The sequence below is a fragment of the Novosphingobium sp. genome (assembly GCF_049240505.1).
Classification (GTDB): Bacteria; Pseudomonadota; Alphaproteobacteria; order Sphingomonadales; family Sphingomonadaceae; genus Novosphingobium.
This window is the reverse complement of sequence record NZ_JBMLSM010000018.1, coordinates 1-18,381: the sequence shown is the minus strand read 5'-3', so window position 1 is coordinate 18,381 and position 18,381 is coordinate 1. Positions and strand designations below refer to the sequence as shown.

General features: G+C 61.1%; 14 protein-coding genes. 4 read left to right on the top strand and 10 right to left on the bottom strand.

The genetic code is table 11. The features are described 5' to 3' along the window. Positions 1-5: 5 nt before the first annotated feature. From ACOVQ0_RS02030 to ACOVQ0_RS01985, 10 genes are all read right to left on the bottom strand, one after another. Positions 6-1,556, bottom strand: coding sequence for an ABC transporter substrate-binding protein (locus tag ACOVQ0_RS02030; protein WP_421879555.1), 1,551 nt, complete (start codon positions 1,554-1,556; stop codon positions 6-8). 102 nt (positions 1,557-1,658) lie between these two features. Beyond that, positions 1,659-3,188, bottom strand: coding sequence for an HAL/PAL/TAL family ammonia-lyase (locus ACOVQ0_RS02025; protein ID WP_421879552.1), 1,530 nt, complete (start codon positions 3,186-3,188; stop codon positions 1,659-1,661). Further along, positions 3,185-5,731 (bottom strand): betaine--homocysteine S-methyltransferase, encoded by a 2,547-nt coding sequence (gene bmt, locus ACOVQ0_RS02020; RefSeq protein ID WP_421879549.1) that lies wholly within the window; start codon positions 5,729-5,731, stop codon positions 3,185-3,187. Before bmt ends, ACOVQ0_RS02025 begins: the two co-directional genes overlap by 4 nt. Next, positions 5,728-5,931, bottom strand: a complete 204-nt coding sequence (locus tag ACOVQ0_RS02015) for a DUF1289 domain-containing protein (RefSeq protein WP_421879546.1) — start codon at positions 5,929-5,931, stop codon at positions 5,728-5,730. The genes bmt and ACOVQ0_RS02015 overlap by 4 nt, the downstream gene beginning before the upstream one ends. Further along, positions 5,931-8,345 (bottom strand): GcvT family protein, encoded by a 2,415-nt coding sequence (locus ACOVQ0_RS02010; protein ID WP_421879544.1) that lies wholly within the window; start codon positions 8,343-8,345, stop codon positions 5,931-5,933. The genes ACOVQ0_RS02015 and ACOVQ0_RS02010 overlap by 1 nt, the downstream gene beginning before the upstream one ends. Positions 8,346-8,351: 6 nt before the next feature. Continuing rightward, positions 8,352-8,978, bottom strand: coding sequence for a sarcosine oxidase subunit gamma (locus ACOVQ0_RS02005; protein ID WP_421879541.1), 627 nt, complete (start codon positions 8,976-8,978; stop codon positions 8,352-8,354). Then, positions 8,965-11,877, bottom strand: coding sequence for a sarcosine oxidase subunit alpha family protein (locus ACOVQ0_RS02000; protein ID WP_421879538.1), 2,913 nt, complete (start codon positions 11,875-11,877; stop codon positions 8,965-8,967). Before ACOVQ0_RS02000 ends, ACOVQ0_RS02005 begins: the two co-directional genes overlap by 14 nt. Next, positions 11,874-12,161, bottom strand: coding sequence for a sarcosine oxidase subunit delta (locus ACOVQ0_RS01995; RefSeq protein ID WP_421879535.1), 288 nt, complete (start codon positions 12,159-12,161; stop codon positions 11,874-11,876). Before ACOVQ0_RS01995 ends, ACOVQ0_RS02000 begins: the two co-directional genes overlap by 4 nt. A gap of 6 nt (positions 12,162-12,167) precedes the next feature. Further along, the gene (locus ACOVQ0_RS01990) at positions 12,168-13,421 is read right to left on the bottom strand and encodes a sarcosine oxidase subunit beta family protein (protein WP_421879532.1); all 1,254 of its coding nucleotides are present in this window, start codon (positions 13,419-13,421) and stop codon (positions 12,168-12,170) included. A gap of 44 nt (positions 13,422-13,465) precedes the next feature. Then, positions 13,466-14,434: a fatty acid desaturase gene (locus ACOVQ0_RS01985; protein WP_421879528.1), complete on the bottom strand. Its 969-nt coding sequence runs from the start codon at positions 14,432-14,434 to the stop codon at positions 13,466-13,468. A 158-nt stretch (positions 14,435-14,592) separates the two neighbouring features. Here ACOVQ0_RS01985 and ACOVQ0_RS01980 point away from each other — a divergent pair, with 158 nt between their 5' ends. From ACOVQ0_RS01980 to ACOVQ0_RS01965, 4 genes are read left to right on the top strand one after another with little or no spacing between them, the layout of a single operon-like run. Continuing rightward, positions 14,593-15,279, top strand: a complete 687-nt coding sequence (locus tag ACOVQ0_RS01980) for a corrinoid protein (protein WP_421879525.1) — start codon at positions 14,593-14,595, stop codon at positions 15,277-15,279. 53 nt (positions 15,280-15,332) lie between these two features. Then, positions 15,333-15,872, top strand: a complete 540-nt coding sequence (locus tag ACOVQ0_RS01975; protein ID WP_421879522.1) for a DUF1638 domain-containing protein — start codon at positions 15,333-15,335, stop codon at positions 15,870-15,872. A 4-nt stretch (positions 15,873-15,876) separates the two neighbouring features. Continuing rightward, complete coding sequence (locus ACOVQ0_RS01970) at positions 15,877-16,182, top strand: virulence factor (RefSeq protein ID WP_421879519.1); 306 nt, start codon at positions 15,877-15,879, stop codon at positions 16,180-16,182. After that, positions 16,179-18,167, top strand: coding sequence for an ASKHA domain-containing protein (locus ACOVQ0_RS01965; protein WP_421879516.1), 1,989 nt, complete (start codon positions 16,179-16,181; stop codon positions 18,165-18,167). Before ACOVQ0_RS01970 ends, ACOVQ0_RS01965 begins: the two co-directional genes overlap by 4 nt. Positions 18,168-18,381 lie beyond the last annotated feature (214 nt).

The following is an 18,381-nucleotide window of genomic DNA, read 5'->3' as shown; positions in this document are numbered from 1 at the left end:
TCACCTCAAGCCGAGGTGTAGTTGTCGTACTGCCAGTCAAGCCAGCCCGGCACGGCAGAAGGCTTCAGCCAGCTGCGATGAACGAGCATATTCACCTCATTGGTGATCCAGACAAAAGCAGCAGATTCATCCATCAGCTTCTGCGCCTCGATTGCCATCTGCCGCCGCTTTGGCCGATCCAGTTCTGCGGCTGCATCAGCAAAAAGCTTGTCAAAGGCTGGGCTGTTCCAGCGTTGCCAGTTCCATGTGCCGATTTGGCCAGAGACAAACCATTGCATGATAAAGTTGGGATCATGCTTGCCGTTGAACCGCAGCAGAAAGAGGTCGAGGTTCTTGCCGGTATCGCCCTTGCCGGCGTCCCAGTACGTCCCACCTTCCTGCGTATCGATCTGGATGGTCACGCCAATTTCGCGGAGAAGCGCCTGCGCCACCAGTGCCATCGTCTGGAAGGTTGGCTGGTTCAGGATGGTGAGCTTGAACGACAGGTTGGTCTGCCCGGCCTCCGCCAGGAGCTTGCGCGCCTCGGCCACATTGCGCTGATAGACCGGAGCTTCGGCCCAGTGGCCGAATATCTGAGGTGGCAGCAGCGTGTTCAGCCGAGGTGCCTTGCCCGCATATCCGGCTGCAAGCATCTGGTTGACATCAAGGCCCAAGCGGATGGCCTTGCGCACGCGGATATCCTGGAGCGGTCCTTTTTCGGTGTTCATCCCCATCCATATGTAGGCGATGGAGGGCTGCTCGCTGACGACGAGACCAGGGACCTGACGAAGCGGCTCTGCGATCGAAGGCGACAAAACCGCAAAATCGATTTCGCCTGACCGTAGCGCAAGATCGGTGGTACGCGGGTCGGTGATCGTGCGGATCACGATTTCCTCGAAGGCCGGGCGCGGCCCTGCATGGGCGGAGTTGCGCTTCAGCGTGGCGCCCCGCTGCCTTTCATAGGCAGCCAGTTGGAAAGGGCCGGAGCCAATGGGCTTGGTCGCATAGGTGGTGCCGCCAGCCTCAACTGCCTTCTTCGAGACAATGCAGCCCGAACCATCGCCGATCGCAATGTCAAACAGGTTGGCGCGTGGTGCCTTCAGCACAATCCGTCCCGTCAGCTCGCCGGTGACTTCAACCCTGTCAAGGCTGGTCCAGTCACCGCGATAGGTCGAGGGTGTGCGCCCATCTGTCGGTGGCAAACCGATGCGCTCGAACGAGAACTTAACGTCCTCCGCCGTCATCGCACCGAAGCCATCCGTGAACATCTGGCCGGGTTTCAGCCGGAAATCCACAGTCGTCGGCGATGTCTGATTGACCTCCGCTGCGGCGTCGAGCTCAAGTTCAGCCGAGTTCGGCTTTTGCTTCATCAGACGCTGGTACACCGAGCGCATCACATTGGCGTCCCAGGGGCCGGTCCGGTAGGCCGGGTCGAAATTCACAAGTTCCCGGTCAATGCGCACCGTGACGCTCGAACGCGCCTGCGCGACAGCAGTCTGAGGAAGGCCGGCCGCCCCAGCAAGGCCAACCAACGAAGAACCGACCATCAATTCGCGGCGATTGAAACCATTGCTCATGTTACTCTCCCATCTTGGCTGGCATGCGATGCACAAAAGACCAGTTGACGTGGGATTATGGTCAAATGGAACACTTGAAATGTAAAGTCCAAACTCGCGTCATCAGATCAGACAGAGGTCGAGAGATCGGGCTGCGTCGACCAGAGCCGGGATGAGCGGTCCGCCAAACAGCGTGGCATGGGCAGCCATGACATCAGAACCAGCTTCCCGATCCTCTCGCAGCATTGGAAGGCTCGCGCGGATGTGGGCATGAAAGGCGGTTCCCACATGACCTGGCTGCAGTCCATCGCGCAGATCCACCGCCTGAGCCGCGATGACAGCTTCGAGCGCCACCAAAAGCTGGAATACGCCAAGCTGCTGCTCAAGCTTGCGGACCGCGAGCATCGTCTGCGACGCGACATCTTCGACCGCATCCGAAACAGGGATCGCGTCGGTGCAGACCGGCGTTGCGTAAAGCCGGATTTCGGCGTGCAGAGATGCTGCGAGCTTTTGCGTGGTGACATAGCCGTTTGAGGGGCCGCCAACCGGCGAGAGATACTTTGGCAGTTCCGACAATGTGGGCGCCATCAGCTTTATCATGCGGTGCACGCTTGCCGTTGCAAGCTGTGCAACCGCAATGGCCATCGTATCGAGAGCCAGTGCCAGCGCCGCCGTGTGGAAACCCGGTGTCGATAGCATCAGCCCGTCATCGAGCAGCACAAGTGGCGTATCTGTCACGCCGTTGATGTCGATCTCTGCTTCAGCGCGAACTTTGCCGAAGGCGGAAAGAGCGGCGCCAAAGCCAGGCGCCAGAGTGCGGAACGATACGGCATCCTGGATCTTGCGCGGATTTTTGTGGATCGACGATCCATCGAGCAACTTCCGAAACAACATGGCGGCCTCGCTTTGGCCAGAACTCGGGTGAACCGCCTGAAGCCGGGCGTCAAAAATCGCCGGGTTTGCTGCGTAACCCTCAAAGGCGAGCGCTGCCGCACCTGCTGCCACGAGCAAGGTATCGGCGAGGGTCGAAAGCGTGACCGCACCAAGACCTGCCGAGGCACTTGTGCTGTTGCAAAGACCCAGGCCGTCCTTCGGCTCAAGTTCGATTGCCTTCAAGCCGGCCGCCGCAAGCGCTTCGGCACTGGGCAGCAGCCGATCACCGACCCAGGCCATGCCGCGACCAATGAGCACGACGCCGATATGCGCGTTGAGCCCGATATCGGTTGCGCCAATCGAGCCATGACGCGGGATCGCAGGTGTCACGCCAGCATTGTAGAGTGCGACAAGACCGTCGATCGCGGTCTGCGAGAGGCCTGCGCTACCTTTTGAAGCGGAAAGGATGCGCGCGGCCAGCGCCGCCCGGCAAGCCTCTCTTGGCAATGGCTCGCCAACGCCGATATTGCGACCGCGCAGGAGCTGGGTTTGGAAGGCACTGATTGCGGCTGGTTCGAGCCTAAATCCAAGGTTGCCACCAAGGCCGGTATTGAGGCCATAGATCGGCTCATCGCCTTGAAGATAGTGCGCTACGATCTCGCGCGAGCGGGCGATCCGCATTTTTGCGCCCTCACTGATTGAGATGCGGGCTTCCGGGCGCGCCATGGCGGCGAGTTCTCGGATGCTGATTGAACGCTCGCCGAGCTCAAAGACACTCATGCTGCGTCCTTCCCAAACCCGAGCTCTTCGCGGCGTGTTGCAGTAAAGGCGTCAAGCGCATCGGTTATGGCAGGGTCGAGGAAGGGCGGAACGTATCTGTCTCTGAGTTTCTTCCACATATCGTTCGCCCGCATCGTTGCGTTGCGCGCGCCGGCATCCGTCCAATTCTCGAAATTGGTCCAGTCCGAGAGAATGGGTCTATAGAACGCCTTTTCGAAGCGGGCGATCGTGTGCGGAGAGCCAAAAAAGTGCCCCCCGGCATCGACGCCCTTGATGGCATCAATCCCGAGATCGTCGTCGGTGAAATCGATGGGCTTGAGGAGTTCCGCCCAGCCCCGCAGCATTTCGGCATCGACGATGATCTTCTCAAAAGAAGCCGACAAACCACCCTCGAGCCAACCAGCGGTATGCGTGATCAGGTTGGAGTGCCCCATAATCGAGGCCCAGAGCGAAAAGCCTGTCTCCCAGGTCGACTGCGCATCCACCACCGGCGATGCGTTGGCCGCACTGGTGCGGGATGGCAGTTTGAGACGTCGCGCCAGCTGCGTGCTCGCCAGAATGGCGTTGACGAATTCGGGCGTGCCAAAAGCGGGCGAGCCGGTTTTCATGTCGACATTCGACGTAAAAGCCCCCATCACGACCGGAGTACCGGGCCGAACCATCTGGCAAAGAGCCGCAATCGCAAGGGCCTCTGCGGTTTGCTGCGTCAGCGCACCGGCAAGCGTGACCGGCGCCATGGCCCCCATCAGCGTGAACGGCGTAATGACCGTGCATTGGCCATGCGCTGCCATTGTGATGATGTTGTCGAGGATCTCTTCATCCACGCGGCGCGGCGAGTTGACATTGGTGACGGTCAGCAAGGTCGGCCGCCGCGCGAGCTCCTCGATCGAACACTGGTGTTCGATGGCGGACATGGCGATGGCATCTTCGGCATTGATGCCGCCGACGCCGCGCGCCGCCCAGACAAGATCCGAAAGCTCGATATGGGCTCGATACATCTCGAGTTGCCGGAGCGGCACTGGCACATCGACCGGCTCCACCAGAACGCCGCCCTGCCAATGCTGGGTGCCGACGCCCTGCAGGACCTTCAACATATCCCGGAACGAACCGATGTCGCCGTAGCGTCGGCCAAGATCGAGGTCGGTGACATGGGGCGCGCCGCTGACGGGGCCAAAATTGACAACATTCCCGCCAACATGAAGATGGCGCGACGGATTGCGCGCGTGCAGAACGAAGCGCTCGGGCGCATGGGCAAGATGCGCCTCGACCACATCGCGTCCGAGCCGAACCATCTGCGTCTCGTCATCCACGATCGCTCCGCCGCGCCGATAGGTATCGCGCGCGCGCTGGCTGCGAATTTCAATTCCGGCCTCGGACAGGATACGGAAGGCTGCGCCGATGATCCGCTCGACCTGTTCGGTCGAGAGGATCTCGATGGGGGCCCAGCGGTTTTCGAGCTTGGATGGAAGTGGCTCGATCACCAAGGCCGAAGAGCGTTGTGCATTGCCGCGTCGCCGCGCAACGGGGCCGGTTGCCGAGGCGGCATCGGGTGACACAGAGCTGGCACGGCGTGTTGTTGTTTCTTCGCTGGCAGGCGGCGAAACAAGAGCGCCAAGTATGGCCGTCACAGCGCCAAGCCCGGGCCTCGCGCCAGCCTGATGCGCGTCCAAGGCCTGCCGCATGGCAAGAAGATGGGCCGGCGTCGTGCCGCAGCAGCCGCCGATGATGCGCGCGCCGGCATTTGCGGCGAGATGGACATAGTCTGCCATCAATTTTGGCGTGCCAGAATAGTGGACATGATCGCCATGCACGGTTGGCACGCCGGCATTGGCTTTGGCGATAACCGGAATTCGCTGTGCGCCTTCGGTCATTTCAAGGACCGAGGCAAGGAGGTCTGATGCGCCCACACCGCAGTTCGAGCCAAAGGCCAGCGGCGGCGGCTCCAGTGACGCCGCGAAGTCTGCCATGGCCTTCGGGCTTATGCCCATCATGGTGCGGCCGGCTGTGTCGAAGCTCGCCGTCACGGTGTAGGGCATGCCGACGCGGATCGCGGCCTGTGCCGCCGCCCGCATCTCCTCGATAGCCGACATGGTCTCGATCCAGATGACATCGGCACCACCATCTCTCAGACCTTCGATTTGCTCGACAAAGGTCTCAATGGCCTCTGCTTCGGTCAGCGGCCCCAGCGGCGCAAACAGATCGCCAGTGGGACCGACCGAGCCCGCGACGACGACCGGACGCCCGGACGCATCTACAACGCCGCGCGCGATTTCGGCAGCCTTGCGATTGAGCTCATGGGTTCGCGACTGCAGGTTGTGCAACATCAGGCGCCGAGCGTTGCAACCGAAGGTGTTGGTCAGAATGATATCGGCACCGGCATCGACGAACTGCTTTTGGAGACTTGCAATCCGGTCGGGGTGCAGGTCATTCCAAAGCTCTGGCGCATCACCCGACATCAATCCCATGTCGAAAAGGTTCGTGCCGGTCGCGCCATCGGCGAGCAGCACCTTGGCCTCGGCGAGGCGCTTGGCGAGAAGGCTCATGCTTTGATCCTGTTCCGACCACGCTGCTCACGCGATCCCATTGCTTCGAGACGCTCGGGCAGCGCCAACATGATGCGCTGACGTTCACGCGTATTCATGCTGCTCCAGCCCGAGATTTCAGCGACCATACGACCACAACCGATGCATAGTCCGGTGACGGCATCGACAACGCAAACCTTGATGCATGGTGTTTCCATCATCAGCTTCTCAATCTCAAGCCATCCGGATCATGCAGCGGCCTTTCGACGATGACAGCCCGGCAATGCTGCCCAAGGATGTCGATCTCGAATGTCTCACCATCGCCCGCGAGTGCCGTCGGTACATAGCCCGCAGCAAGGCTTTTGCCAACAAAATGCCCCCATGACCCTGATGTGCAATAGCCTACTGGTTCGCCATCCTTGAGGACCACCTCGTAGCCGATGACATCCGCTTGCGGCGCATCCACGCTGAAAACCACAAACCGGCGCTTTGGCCCTGACTCTTTCTCGGCGACAGCTGCGCTCTTGCCCACGAAATCCGGCTTGTTGAAATCAACAAAGGCATCAAGGCCCGTCTCCCCAACGGTGTAATCAGGCCGAAAATCCTTGTTGAACGAACCATAATTCTTCTCAAGCCGCAGCGAGGACAACGCCCGGCCGCCAAAAAGGCCGATACCGAAAGCCTCGCCCGCCATCATGATCTCGTCGAACAGGGTCTGCTGATAGTCTGGCGTTACCCAGATTTCGTAGCCGAGTTCACCCGTGAAGCCAGCGCGGCAAACGATGGCCGGCGACATCCCGAGCGCCATCTCGCGGACCGCGAAAAACCGGAACGCCTCATTGCTCAAATCCTGATGCGTGAGCTTTTGCAGCACCTGCCGCGCATGCGGCCCGGCGATCGAGAAGCCGGTCAGGGTCGAAGATGCGGCGCGAATGAAGACATTGTCCGGCGGATCAGACGACCAGAACCAACGCATATGGAACGTCTCGGCGAAGCCCGAACCGATGATCAGGTAGCGATCCTCGGCAAGGCAGGCGATCGAGAGGTCGCCGATGATACGCGCGCTGCTGTTCAGCATCGGGGCGATGCACATGCGGCCGGGGCGCGGGATGCGGCAGGCAAAAACCCGGTCAAGCCACGTCCTGGAGCCCTTCCCGGTGATTTCATACTTGCCGTAGTTCGAGCTTTCATAAAGCCCGACGCGCTCGCGCACGGTCAGGCACTCCTCGCGCACGAAGGGCATCGCATTCGAGCGCCGGTAGGTCGGATTCTCAACGGGCTCGACGCCTTTTGGCGCGAACCACAAGGCGTTCTCCAAGCCGAAATTCGCGCCGAAAAGCGCTCCGCGCTGTTTGAGGCTGTCGTAGATCGGTGTGCGCCGGAGCGGGCGCGCCGCCGGCATCTCCTCGTTCGGGAAAGCCAGGCGGAACCGGCGCTTGTAATTCTCGTCGACCTTGATCGCTGTGTAAGCAGGTGTTGCGTAAGGTCCGTAGCGCGAGACATCCATCGCCAGCACGTCCTGGCCAGGATCGCCGTCCTTGATCCAGCGCGACAGGACAAGGCCGACGCCGCCGCCCTGGCTGAAGCCCGCCATGACGGCGCAGGCGACCCAGAAATTCCGCAACCCTTTGACGGGTCCGACCAAGGGGTTTCCATCAGGCGAGAATGTAAACGGGCCATTGACTAACTTCTTGATCCCAGCCCTGGCCAAGGCGGGAAAATGCTTGAAGCCGCGCTCCAATTCCGGTGCGATCCGCTCGATGTCATTTGGCAGGAGCTGCGAATGAAAATCGTCCGGCGTGGTGATAGGTGACCAGGGCCGACAATTCTGTTCGTAGGTGCCAAGCAGGACGCCTTTTCCCTCCTGTCTGAGGTAGATTTCGCCGGTGAAGTCAGATGTGTTGATGATCTCGCGCTCGAGCCCTTCAAGCTCCGGCAGCGCCTCGGTCACGAGATAATGGTGCTCCATGGCAAGCACGGGTAAGTCCAACCCGACCATACGGCCGATCTCGCGGGCCCAGAGGCCTGCGGCATTCACCACATGCTCAGCATGGATTGTGCCCTTGTCTGTCACCACGTCCCAGGAACCGTCAGGGCGAGCATTAAGCGCCATGACCTTGGTGAAGCGATTGATTTCGGCTCCGAGCTCCCTGGCAGCGCTGGCATAGGCCTGCGTCACAAGCCAAGGATCAACATGGCCGCCATCCTCGCGCCAGAGCGCGCCCTTGAAATGCTGCTCTTCGATCAAGACGTTGCGCGCTTTGGCCTCGCTGACCGAGATCAGCTCGGTGTCCATCTTCAGCGTGCGGGCGCGGCTATGGATCAGCTTGAGGAAGTCCATCTGCCCATCATCGGCTGCGAGATAAATGCCGCCATTGTGGTGGATCCCGCAGGACAGGCCGGTCGTCTTCTCCAGCTCACGATAAAGATCGAACGTGTATTTTTGCAACCGCGAGACGTTCGCATCGCTGTTGAGGGTCGTGACACCCCCCGCCGCGTGCCAGGTCGAGCCTGACGTCAGTTCGTTCTGCTCCAGCAGAACAACATCGCGCATGCCGGCCACAGCGAGATGGTAGAGGACCGACACACCGACGACACCACCGCCGATGATAACTGCCTGCGCATGGGTCTTCATTCAAAGTCATTCCTTCTCGGCAAGCCGAATCTCGCAGCCGGTTTCTGCTGAAGCCGTGAGCATAAACCGAGCGAAACCTTGGGCAAAGGTAATGGGAACTGCAATGCAGAATTCGGGTTTGTCGCTGATCATCCAGAGTGTCGCGGGGAGATGCGCGATGATCGTTCGTGCCGCCTGCCCGGGCTTGAACGTCCGCAAATGAAGGTCGAGCTGACATCCCCTCGCCAATGTGCGCCGCACAGCGACGCCAGACAGCGTGACGAAGGCCAGGCTATGCCCGATATCAACCATCACGACATCGGCGTGACGAGCGGCTTGATCCTCGCGACACAAGGCTTGCAACCGCCGCGCCACCCCGCTGATGGTCTCGGGCCTTGCGACCAGCGTCCATGTGCCGGGGCTGAGACAGAGGGCGGTGACACCGTCGCTTTCGCTGAAAGCCCCCAAACCCGGGAGTTCAAGCCCTAGCTCAGCGACTGCGCCGCGCAGCTTCGCCTCGCCGCCGCGCCGCGCGGTCACCTCGATGGCGTCCAGCACCATCTCGCTGATCAGCACCGGCGTCTCGTTCGGCGAGCCGTGCCGGCCGACTGGCAGGTGAGCCGCAAGGAAGGATGCGCGTTCAGGCTTTGACACGGATATTGTCCGGGTCGAGCCGATGGTGAGAGACAATCGCAACCTCGACCATTTCGCCATGGATGGGTGATGCCGCCACCAGCGTCTCGCCGATGCGCCGGTGCCCACCTTCGATCAGCGCCAGCCCGATCCAAGGATCTGGCCCTTCGGCGGCCATGCAGGCGGCAGTGAGATAACCCTGGCTCCGGTTTGGCTCCGCCCGGCTGACGAGATGCGCGCCATTTCTGAGCCGCTGTGTGCGATCGACCGGGTGGACACCGACGAGGGCCAACCGATCCGGATCGGAAAGGCCCACGCGCCCTGCCATGACCTTGCCGATAAAGTCGCCATTCTTCTTCGGCATGCGACCAAGTCCGAGGTCTCCTGCCGTGGTCTGTCCATTCAGCTCTGAGCCGGCGACATGCCCCTTCTCGATCCGCATCACGTTGAGGGCATCAAGCCCATAGGGACGTATTCCGAACTCTGCACCCGCTGCGAGGATCGTCCGCCAGACATGGTTGGCGTACCCCGCAGGTACCGCGATTTCATAAGCCAGCTCTCCCGAGAAACTGATACGGAACACGCGCCCCGCGACGCCGGCGATCACCGCTTCGCCAGCAGCCATGAACGGAAATGCCTCGTTGGCGAGATCAAGACCGGTGACGACAGCCTCCAGCACGCTGCGGGAATTCGGCCCTGCCAGCGCGAATTGCGCCCATCGATCCGACACATTGGTGATCTCGATATCAAGATCGCGCCAAACGGTCTGGCGGTAAAATTCGAGATGCTCCAGCACCGCTTGCGCCTGCCCGGTGGTCGTGGTCACAAGGAAATGCTCCGCGCCGAGGCGAGAGGTTGTGCCATCATCCATTATGATGCCGTCTTCGCGTAGCATCAGCCCGTAGCGCGCCTTGCCGATCGGCAGGGTTGAAAAGGTGTTGGCGTAAACGCGGTCAAGAAAGAAAACTGCGTCAGCACCTTGAATGTCAAGTTTTCCCAAGGACGACACATCAGTCATGCCAACGGAACGACGCACCGCGCGCGCTTCCTCGAGAACCGGCCCCCAACTCGTGTCCCCGCTCGGCGAATAGACCAAAGGGCGCATCCAAAGGCCGATGCGGACAAAAACCGCGCCGTTAGCAGCATGCCAATCATGCAGCGGCAAACGCCGCTCCGGCTTGAAATCAGCTCCCGTTTCGGCACCGGCAAGCGCACCCCAGCTGACCGGAAGTACGAAGGGCCGGGGCCGCGAGATCCCGACCTCCTCAACCGGAACACCCCGTACCTCCGCAAGTACGGCTGCTCCGACGAGACCGCCTGTTTTGCCCTGATCGGTCCCCATGCCGTGGGTCGTATAGCGCTTGGCATGCTCGATATGGGAATAACCTTCCTGATGGGCGAGCCGCATGTCGTCGGTTGTCACATCGTGTTGCAGGTCAACGAAGGCTTTGCCCTTGCCGCGAACCTCCCAGAGCTTCAGGAGCGCTCCATCGCGGCGCGGCGAAACGGGTGGTAGATGCGCTGCCGCGCCGCCAGCTATCTCCGCCCCGTGCCGGGCCGCCTCAAGCCGCCCGAAGATGCCGGCAACTGCGCCCGCCGCAACCATCCCCTTTGCTGAACCTGTCACGGCGAAGCCGGCAATTGCGTCATTCCATTTGGTTGCGAGGCCCGCCTGAGTTGCCAATTGTGTTTGGGGAGAATAGCCGCCGGAGAGGCAGACGAGATCGCAGGCCACGACATGCGATTGTCCGGTGCCAAGATTTCGGATCGCAGCGCCACGCACCTTGGTGCCACCTTTGATGTCATGGACCTCGTGACGGAAAAGGACCGGAACTCCGCGATCTCGCGCCTCGCCGGAGATGGCGGTCGGGTCACGCGGATCGACGATGGCCGCGACCTCGACGCCCGCCGCTGCGAGATCATGGATGGCGGCATAGGCCTCGTCATTATTGACGAATGCAAGCATCCGCCGCCCCGGCGCAACGCCGTATCGGTTGACATAGGCGCGCGTCGCCGAGGCCAGCATGACGCCGGGTCGGTCATTGTTGGGGATGGCGATCAGCCGCTCGACTGCGCCGGTTGCGAGGATGGTACGCGCTGGCCAGATGATATGGAGCCGTTGGCGCGGCAAGAAGGCTGGGTCGGCCGCGAGGTGATCCGTCACGCACTCAACAGCCGCAACAGCACCCGAGTCATAAGCGCCGACCGCGCTCGTGCGGGTGAAGAGCGTCACCTCCGGGCATGCCTGAAGCGCGCTGATCATCTCCTCCCGCCAGCCCGTCAATGCCGGATCGACCAGCGTCCCGCCACCGAGTTCCGGCTGCAGTTCGAGCAGAATGACCCGATCACCTGCCTCAGCGCGGGCGCGGGCAGCAGAAAGACCAGCAAGGCCGGAGCCGATCACGAGCACATCGCAATGCTGGTGAGCGGCCTCGTACCTCGCCGGATCAGCATCAAGGCCCGCGCGCCCGAGGCCAGCTGCCCGGCGGATCAGCGGCTCGTAGACCTTCTCCCAGAAGGCCCTGGGGCGCATGAAGGTCTTGTAGTAGAAGCCCGCCGCAAACAATGGCGCGATCCTGTCATTGAGCGACATCAGATCAAAGCGAAGCGAAGGCCAGCGGTTCTGGCTTTCGGCAACAAGATCATCATAGAGTTCGACCATCGTTGCCGGAACATTGGCAAAGCGCGCCTTGCCACGCAGTACAGTAACCAGCGCGCTCGGCTCCTCCGGTCCGGCAGAGAACACCCCGCGCGGTCGATGGTACTTGAACGATCGCCCGAACAGCATGACGCCATTGGCAAGAAGCGCCGAGGCAAGCGTATCGCCGGCGAACCCGCGATAGGCAACGCCATCAAAGGTGAAAGCGATGGGCTTCGATCGATCGATGGCACCGCCCGCCGAGGTCCGAAAGCCACTCATGAGGGTTTGCCGGTCGCCGGAACGGCAAGGCTGTCGCCAGGCAGACCGACCGCCGCGATCTCATGGTCGAGCGTGTGGCGCAGCACCTTCAGCACCTGTCGGCAACCGCCGACATGCTGCCACCATTCGAGATGCCAGCCCTTCGGGTTCGCGCGGTCATAGACATAGGTAACGAACGCTCCCTCTCCGGCATCGGCCTGCGGGCGCTCCATGCCGGCATCACCGCGATAGCGGAATTCGCTTTCCTCGCGCAGGCCACAACAGGGACAATTGATCCGCAGCATCCGCGCTCAGTGGAGATAGGGGAACGGGCCGACGCCGCGCTCATCGATGATATGGCCAGACGCGAAGCGGTCGAGACCAAAATGGGCCGCGAGCGGGCTTGGCTCGCCCGTGGCGACGAGGTGCGCCATGCTGCGTCCGCCGGCGGGAATTGCCTTGAAGCCGCCATAGCACCAGCCGGTCGAGACCATGATGTTATCCACGGGCGTTTTCGAGATAATCGGGTTGCCGTCCATGCTCATATCCATGACGCCACCCCACTGGCGCAACACACGCAACTGCGAAAGCGCTGGCATCAACGTCACACCGGCGGCATGGACATCCATCACCATCGGCAGCGAGCCGCGCTGGGCGTAGCTGTTCCAGCCATCTGTGCCACCACCAAAAACAAGGCCGCCCTTGTTCGATTGGCTGACGTAAAAGTGCCCCGCGCCGTAGGTGACCACGATGTCGATCATCGGCTTGACGCTCTCGGTCACGAAGGCCTGGAGCACATGGGTCTCGATGGGGAGACGAAACCCGGCCATCCCTGCCAATTCTGACGAATGCCCGGCCACGGCAAACACAATGCGGTTCGCGCGGATGAACCCCTTTGCGGTGTCCACGCCTACGGCGCGCGCACCCTCGACCCGGACACCGGTGATCGCGCAATTCTGCACGATGTCAACACCCATCGCGCTCGCCGCGCGGGCATAGGCCCAGCCGACGGCGTCGTGCCGCACCGTGCCGCCACGCCGCTGAAAGAACCCGCCGACAACAGGAAAGCGTCCGCCTTCGAGATCGATCAGCGGGCAGAACTGGCCAATCTCCGCACGATCCAGCATCTCGATATCGACGCCTTCGAGGCGCATGGCGTTGGCACGGCGGGCAAAAAGGTCGCGTTGCCCATCGGTGTGTGCCAGGTTGAGCGTGCCGCGCTGGCTGATCATCGCATTGAAATTGAGGTCCTGCTCAAAGCTCTCCCAGAGTTTCAAGGCATGATCGTAGAAGCGGATATTGGGCGCCGTAAAATAGTTGGAGCGGATAATCGTCGTGTTGCGGCCAAGATTGCCAAGGCCAAGAAGTCCCTTGTCAATCACGGCAACGTCGATGATCCCATGCTCCTTAGCGAGATAATACGCGGTTGCGAGGCCATGGCCGCCGGCACCGACAATCACGACGTCATAGGCTGGCTTGGGCTGCGCGTCCTGCCAGGCTGATTTCCAGCCGCGTTGTCCGCGCAAGGCCTCGACGGCAAGACGAAGTGCGGAGTAAGCCTGCATTGACCGGCGCCCCCTCAGCGCCTGGGAAGACCCAGCGAAGGACGCTATTCGGCCAGCTTTGCCTGTGCCGCGCCATTGCGGTCCGGCGCGCGCCCTGTCGGATGCACGGGCTGATCATAACTGCGCAACAAGAAGCGCCGAAACACATCCAGATAACCGTTGTAGACGAGCCCGTTGTTTTCGCGGATCAGCGCTTCGCGGTTTTGCTGATAGACCTTCGGCAATCGGTACCACGCGAGGGTCGGCCATTTATGGTGGGCCGCATGAAGGTTGTTGTGGAGAAACAGCAAACCCAAGATCGGCGAGCGTTCGACAATGGCCGTGCGCTTCTCGACTTCAATCTCCGCCTTATGCTCCGCGAATGAGCGGATCAGCGCCACAGACGTGCCAAAATAGACAAAGCCGAGCAGGTATTGCCAAAGCGGCATTCCCGCGACGCCGATGGCCAGCGCCAGCACGCACGTAACCCATAAAGCGTGCCACAGCCAGATCTTCGCAAGCGCACGATCCCCTGCCTTGATCGAGAGTGCATCCTGAAACCAGAAGACGCCGATCGACCAAAATGGTCCAATCACCAGCCTTCCGAGCAGCGTGGTCTGCCATCGCACGATTGTTTGGCCGACGGGTCCGAGTTCGCGCCATTCATCCGGGCACTTGTACCGGCTTTCGGGGTCGTCGAGGGGGTCCGTCAGGCGTTCGTCGCGATGGTGCTTGAGATGTGTCTGACGGTAGCGTGCAAAGGGTAGCCAGAGCCAGAAGGGCGGCGTGGCGAGCGCATGGTTCAGCCAGCCAAGTCTCGTGGGATGACCATGCAACGCCTCATGTTGCAAAGATCCCCACCATGCCGAGGTCCACGCTGCTAGCACAAGCCAGAGCCAGAGCGGAAACGACGCATGAAACACAATGAGGACAGCGAAAGAAAGGTAGATCAGAGCAAACAGGCCGATCGTCGGCCATTCCAGCTTCGCATTCCCCTCGATCAGCTTTGGCGTTTGAACCGTATCGGTGGTCACTTGTCGCGCCTCTTCAGAGCTCTATTTCAATCCCGAATAGCCCAGAATCAGGAATGAAACAACCGGGACCTAAGCTCAATCGTTTCTTGATTTTTCGCTGGTAATGGTTCTTTTTAGACGCTTACCAACCATTGTTTACCGAGCAAACGCAGAACGCCATGTCATCCGACGAAATCGACCTGAAAGCCTTGCCTGACGATGAACTGGTCAAGCAGGTTCACCTCGATCTCTATGATGGATTGAAGGGCGAGGTTGTTGAAGCGGTTAGCATTTTCCTTGAGCGCGGCTGGCGACCCTACGACATCCTGACCGATGTGCTTGTCGAAGGCATGCGTATTGTCGGTGTCGATTTCCGCGATGGGATCCTGTTTGTCCCCGAGGTCCTGATGGCCGCCAACGCCATGAAGGCGGGCATGGCAATCTTGAAGCCGCTTCTGGCCGAAACCAACGCTCCGAAGGTTGGAAAGATGGTGATCGGAACCGTCAAGGGCGACATCCATGACATCGGCAAGAACCTCGTCTGCATGATGATGGAGGGTGCCGGCTTCGAGGTGATCGATCTTGGCATCAACACGTCGCTGGAGACCTTCCTCGATGCGTTGGAAGCGCACCGTCCGGACATTCTCGGGATGTCGGCGCTGCTGACCACCACGATGCCTTACATGAAAACCGTGATCGAGGGCATGAAGGCGAAAGGCATCCGGCACGACTATCTCGTGTTCGTCGGCGGCGCGCCGGTCAACGAGCAGTTCGCCGAGGCCATTGGCGCAGATGCCTATTGCCGGGATGCAGCTGTCACGGTCGAGACGGCCAAGCGCATGTTGACGCAGCGCCATTCTCTATGAATGCGCCGGAGAAAACCCTCGTTATCGCATGCGGCGCTTTGGGGCGAGAACTGGTGAACCTCAAGGCCCTCAACGCGCTTCAACATCTTGATATCACCTGTCTGCCTGCCATTCTCCACAATCGCCCTGCCGAGATCGCTCCAGCCGTTCGGCGCAAGATAAGAACGGCGCGCGCAAGAGGGTATGACCATATCCTTTGCCTTTATGGGGATTGCGGGAGCGGCGGAGCACTCGACACGGTGCTTCAGGAAGAGGGCGTCGAACGGATCGAGGGCGCGCATTGCTACGCCTTTTATGCAGAACCAGACGCGTTCGAGACACTGATGTCAGAAGAGATCGGCACCTATTTCCTGACCGACTATCTCGCTCGGCACTTCGACCGTCTCGTCTGGAAGGGTCTCGGGCTCGACCGCTTTCCCGAACTGAGATCGGACTATTTCCGGCACTACACGCGCATGGTTCATCTCGTGCAGATACCCGATGCCATGGTCACGGCGAAGGCGAAAGCGGCGGCGGAGCGGCTAGGGCTGCCGCTGGAAACGCGGTTCACGGGGCTTGGCTCGCTGCTGCCCTTCCTCACCCGGGCGAGCTGAGCCAATGCCAACCACCACCATCCTCTACTGGCGCGACATTCCCGCGCAGGTCATCGCGAAAGAAGGTCGGCGGACGGCCAAGCGCGTGCTGGCTGCGCGTTTCGCAGAAGCGATCGACATGGCGGCGATGAAGAGCGGCGCTGGGCAAGAAGATGTCTACCTCGCGCAGTGGCGGCGTGGCGAAAACCAGCCCTGCGGTGATGATCTTGAAGCCGAGGTCGCGCAGGTCGCGGCAAGATTAGAGGCCGACTATCCGGCAGATCGTCTCAAGGCGCTGATCCTGGCCCATGGCAACGAGCACATGGCATGAGCGCCGAGCACCTGGTGATCTTCGCTCCATCGGGCAAGCGGGGCCGTTTCGCGGACGGCACCGATATCCTCTCTGCGGCGCGCTCGCTGGGCGTCGATATCGACAGCGTTTGCGGTGGGCGGGGTATTTGCGGGCGCTGCCAGGTCAGTATTCCCGAAGGTGAACACGCCAGTCTCAATATCACGTCATGCCGCGACAGCGTCACACCACCGGGCGAGGTCGAAGCGCGGCGAGCAGCGATCAGGGGGCCATTGCAGAATGGCCGCCGCCTTGGCTGCCAGGCCAGGGTCTTGGGTGATGTCATCGTCGACGTCCCCGAAGACAGTCAGGTTCATCGGCAGGTCGTGCGCAAGGCAGCCAGTGAGCGTCTGGTGACGATCGATCCCGTGATCTCGTTGCATGCAGTGGAGGTTGCGTCCGCTAATATGGAGAATCCTTCGAGCGATGGCGCGAGGTTGCTGTTCGCGCTCGCCGAACAACAAGGTCTCAGTGGGCTCACGATCGGCGTTGCGGTGCTTGCGCAACTCCAGACGGTGATGCGCGAGCAGGATCATCTGGTCACCGCCGCGATCCGGCACGGGTGTGAGGTGGTTGCCGTTTTTGCCGGCGTCAGGACTGAAGTCGCGGGATTGGCCATCGACATCGGTTCGACAACCATCGCGGCGCATCTATGCGATCTCTTCTCCGGCGAGGTGCTTGCATCGGCAGGCGTCATGAACCCGCAAATTCGGTTCGGTGAGGATTTGATGAGCCGGGTTTCCTACGCCATGCTCAATGCGGATGGGGCGGGCGAAATGACGGCGGCAGTGCGTATCGCGATCGATGCACTGGCGGGCACAGTCACCGAACAGGCCGGGATCGACAAAGACGCCATCGTGGAAACCGTCATCGTCGGCAACCCGGTCATGCACCATCTGTTTGTCGGGTTTGACCCGACGCCGCTCGGTGCTGCTCCTTTTGCACTGGCCTGGGACGGACCGCTCGACATTCCAGCGCGAGAGCTGGGCCTGAAGATCGCGCCCGGTGCTCTGGTTCACATACTCCCCTGCATTGGCGGTCATGTCGGGGCCGATGCCGCAGCGGTGGTTCTTGCCGAGGCACCGCATTTGTCGACCGGTGCAGTGCTGATCGCTGATGTGGGCACCAATGCCGAGATCATTCTGGGTGATTGCACGCGGCTGCTCGCTTGTTCGTCGCCAACCGGACCGGCTTTTGAAGGCGCGCAACTCTCGGCCGGTCAGCGAGCTGCACCGGGCGCGATCGAACGTCTGCGCATCGATCGGCAGACGCTTGAGCCGCGTTACAAGGTGATCGGTTGCGATCTTTGGTCGGACGAAACGGGCTTCGCCGAGGGCATCAAAAGCTTTGGCGTCACCGGCATCTGTGGCTCCGGCATCATTGAAGCGCTGGCGGAAATGTATCTCGCCGGGCTCATCAGCACCGATGGCGTGATCGACGGGACGCTGAGTCAGCGCACCGCCAGGGTCCAGCCGGATGGACGCACTTTTTCCTATGTGATCAGCGACGGCCAGCCTGGCATCCTCATCACCCAACAGGATGTGCGCGCTATCCAGCTTGCCAAGGCGGCACTGCATGCGGGTTGCAAGCTGCTGATGCGTCGCCTGGGTATCGAAACCATCGGCAGCATCAAGCTTGCAGGAGCGTTTGGTGCGCATATTGATCCGCTCCATGCCTTGGTGATCGGCCTCGTACCGGATTGCCGCGTCGGCAATGTCGAAGGGGTCGGCAATGCCGCAGGGCATGGTGCGCGCATCGCGCTCCTCAACAAGACAGCACGGCGCGACATCGTGGAGGTGGTTCGCCAGATCGAAAAGATCGAGACGGCTATCGATCCGTGTTTTCAGTCCGAGTTCATCGCCGCTATGGCGTTCCCTCACGCACAGGATCTCTATGAAGCGCTTGCGATTGATGTGACTTTGCCAGGACGGCGACCCGCCCAGCAGCGCACCCGGCGCGTAAGGTAAGGTTGGAACCTTGTTGCAACCTTGTTGCATGAAGGCTCACCGAAACGGAACTCCCCCTTCCTTGCGGTTTCAGGCGCCCCAGACAAAGACAGGCCGATCTAGATCGTTCATGCGGTTGAGGGTCTTGACGGCGATTTTGACTTCGGTCTTTCGCTCCAGGGTACTGTCAGGTTGACGACGTGTCGACGAACATCGGCTCTTCGAGCGCGATGAT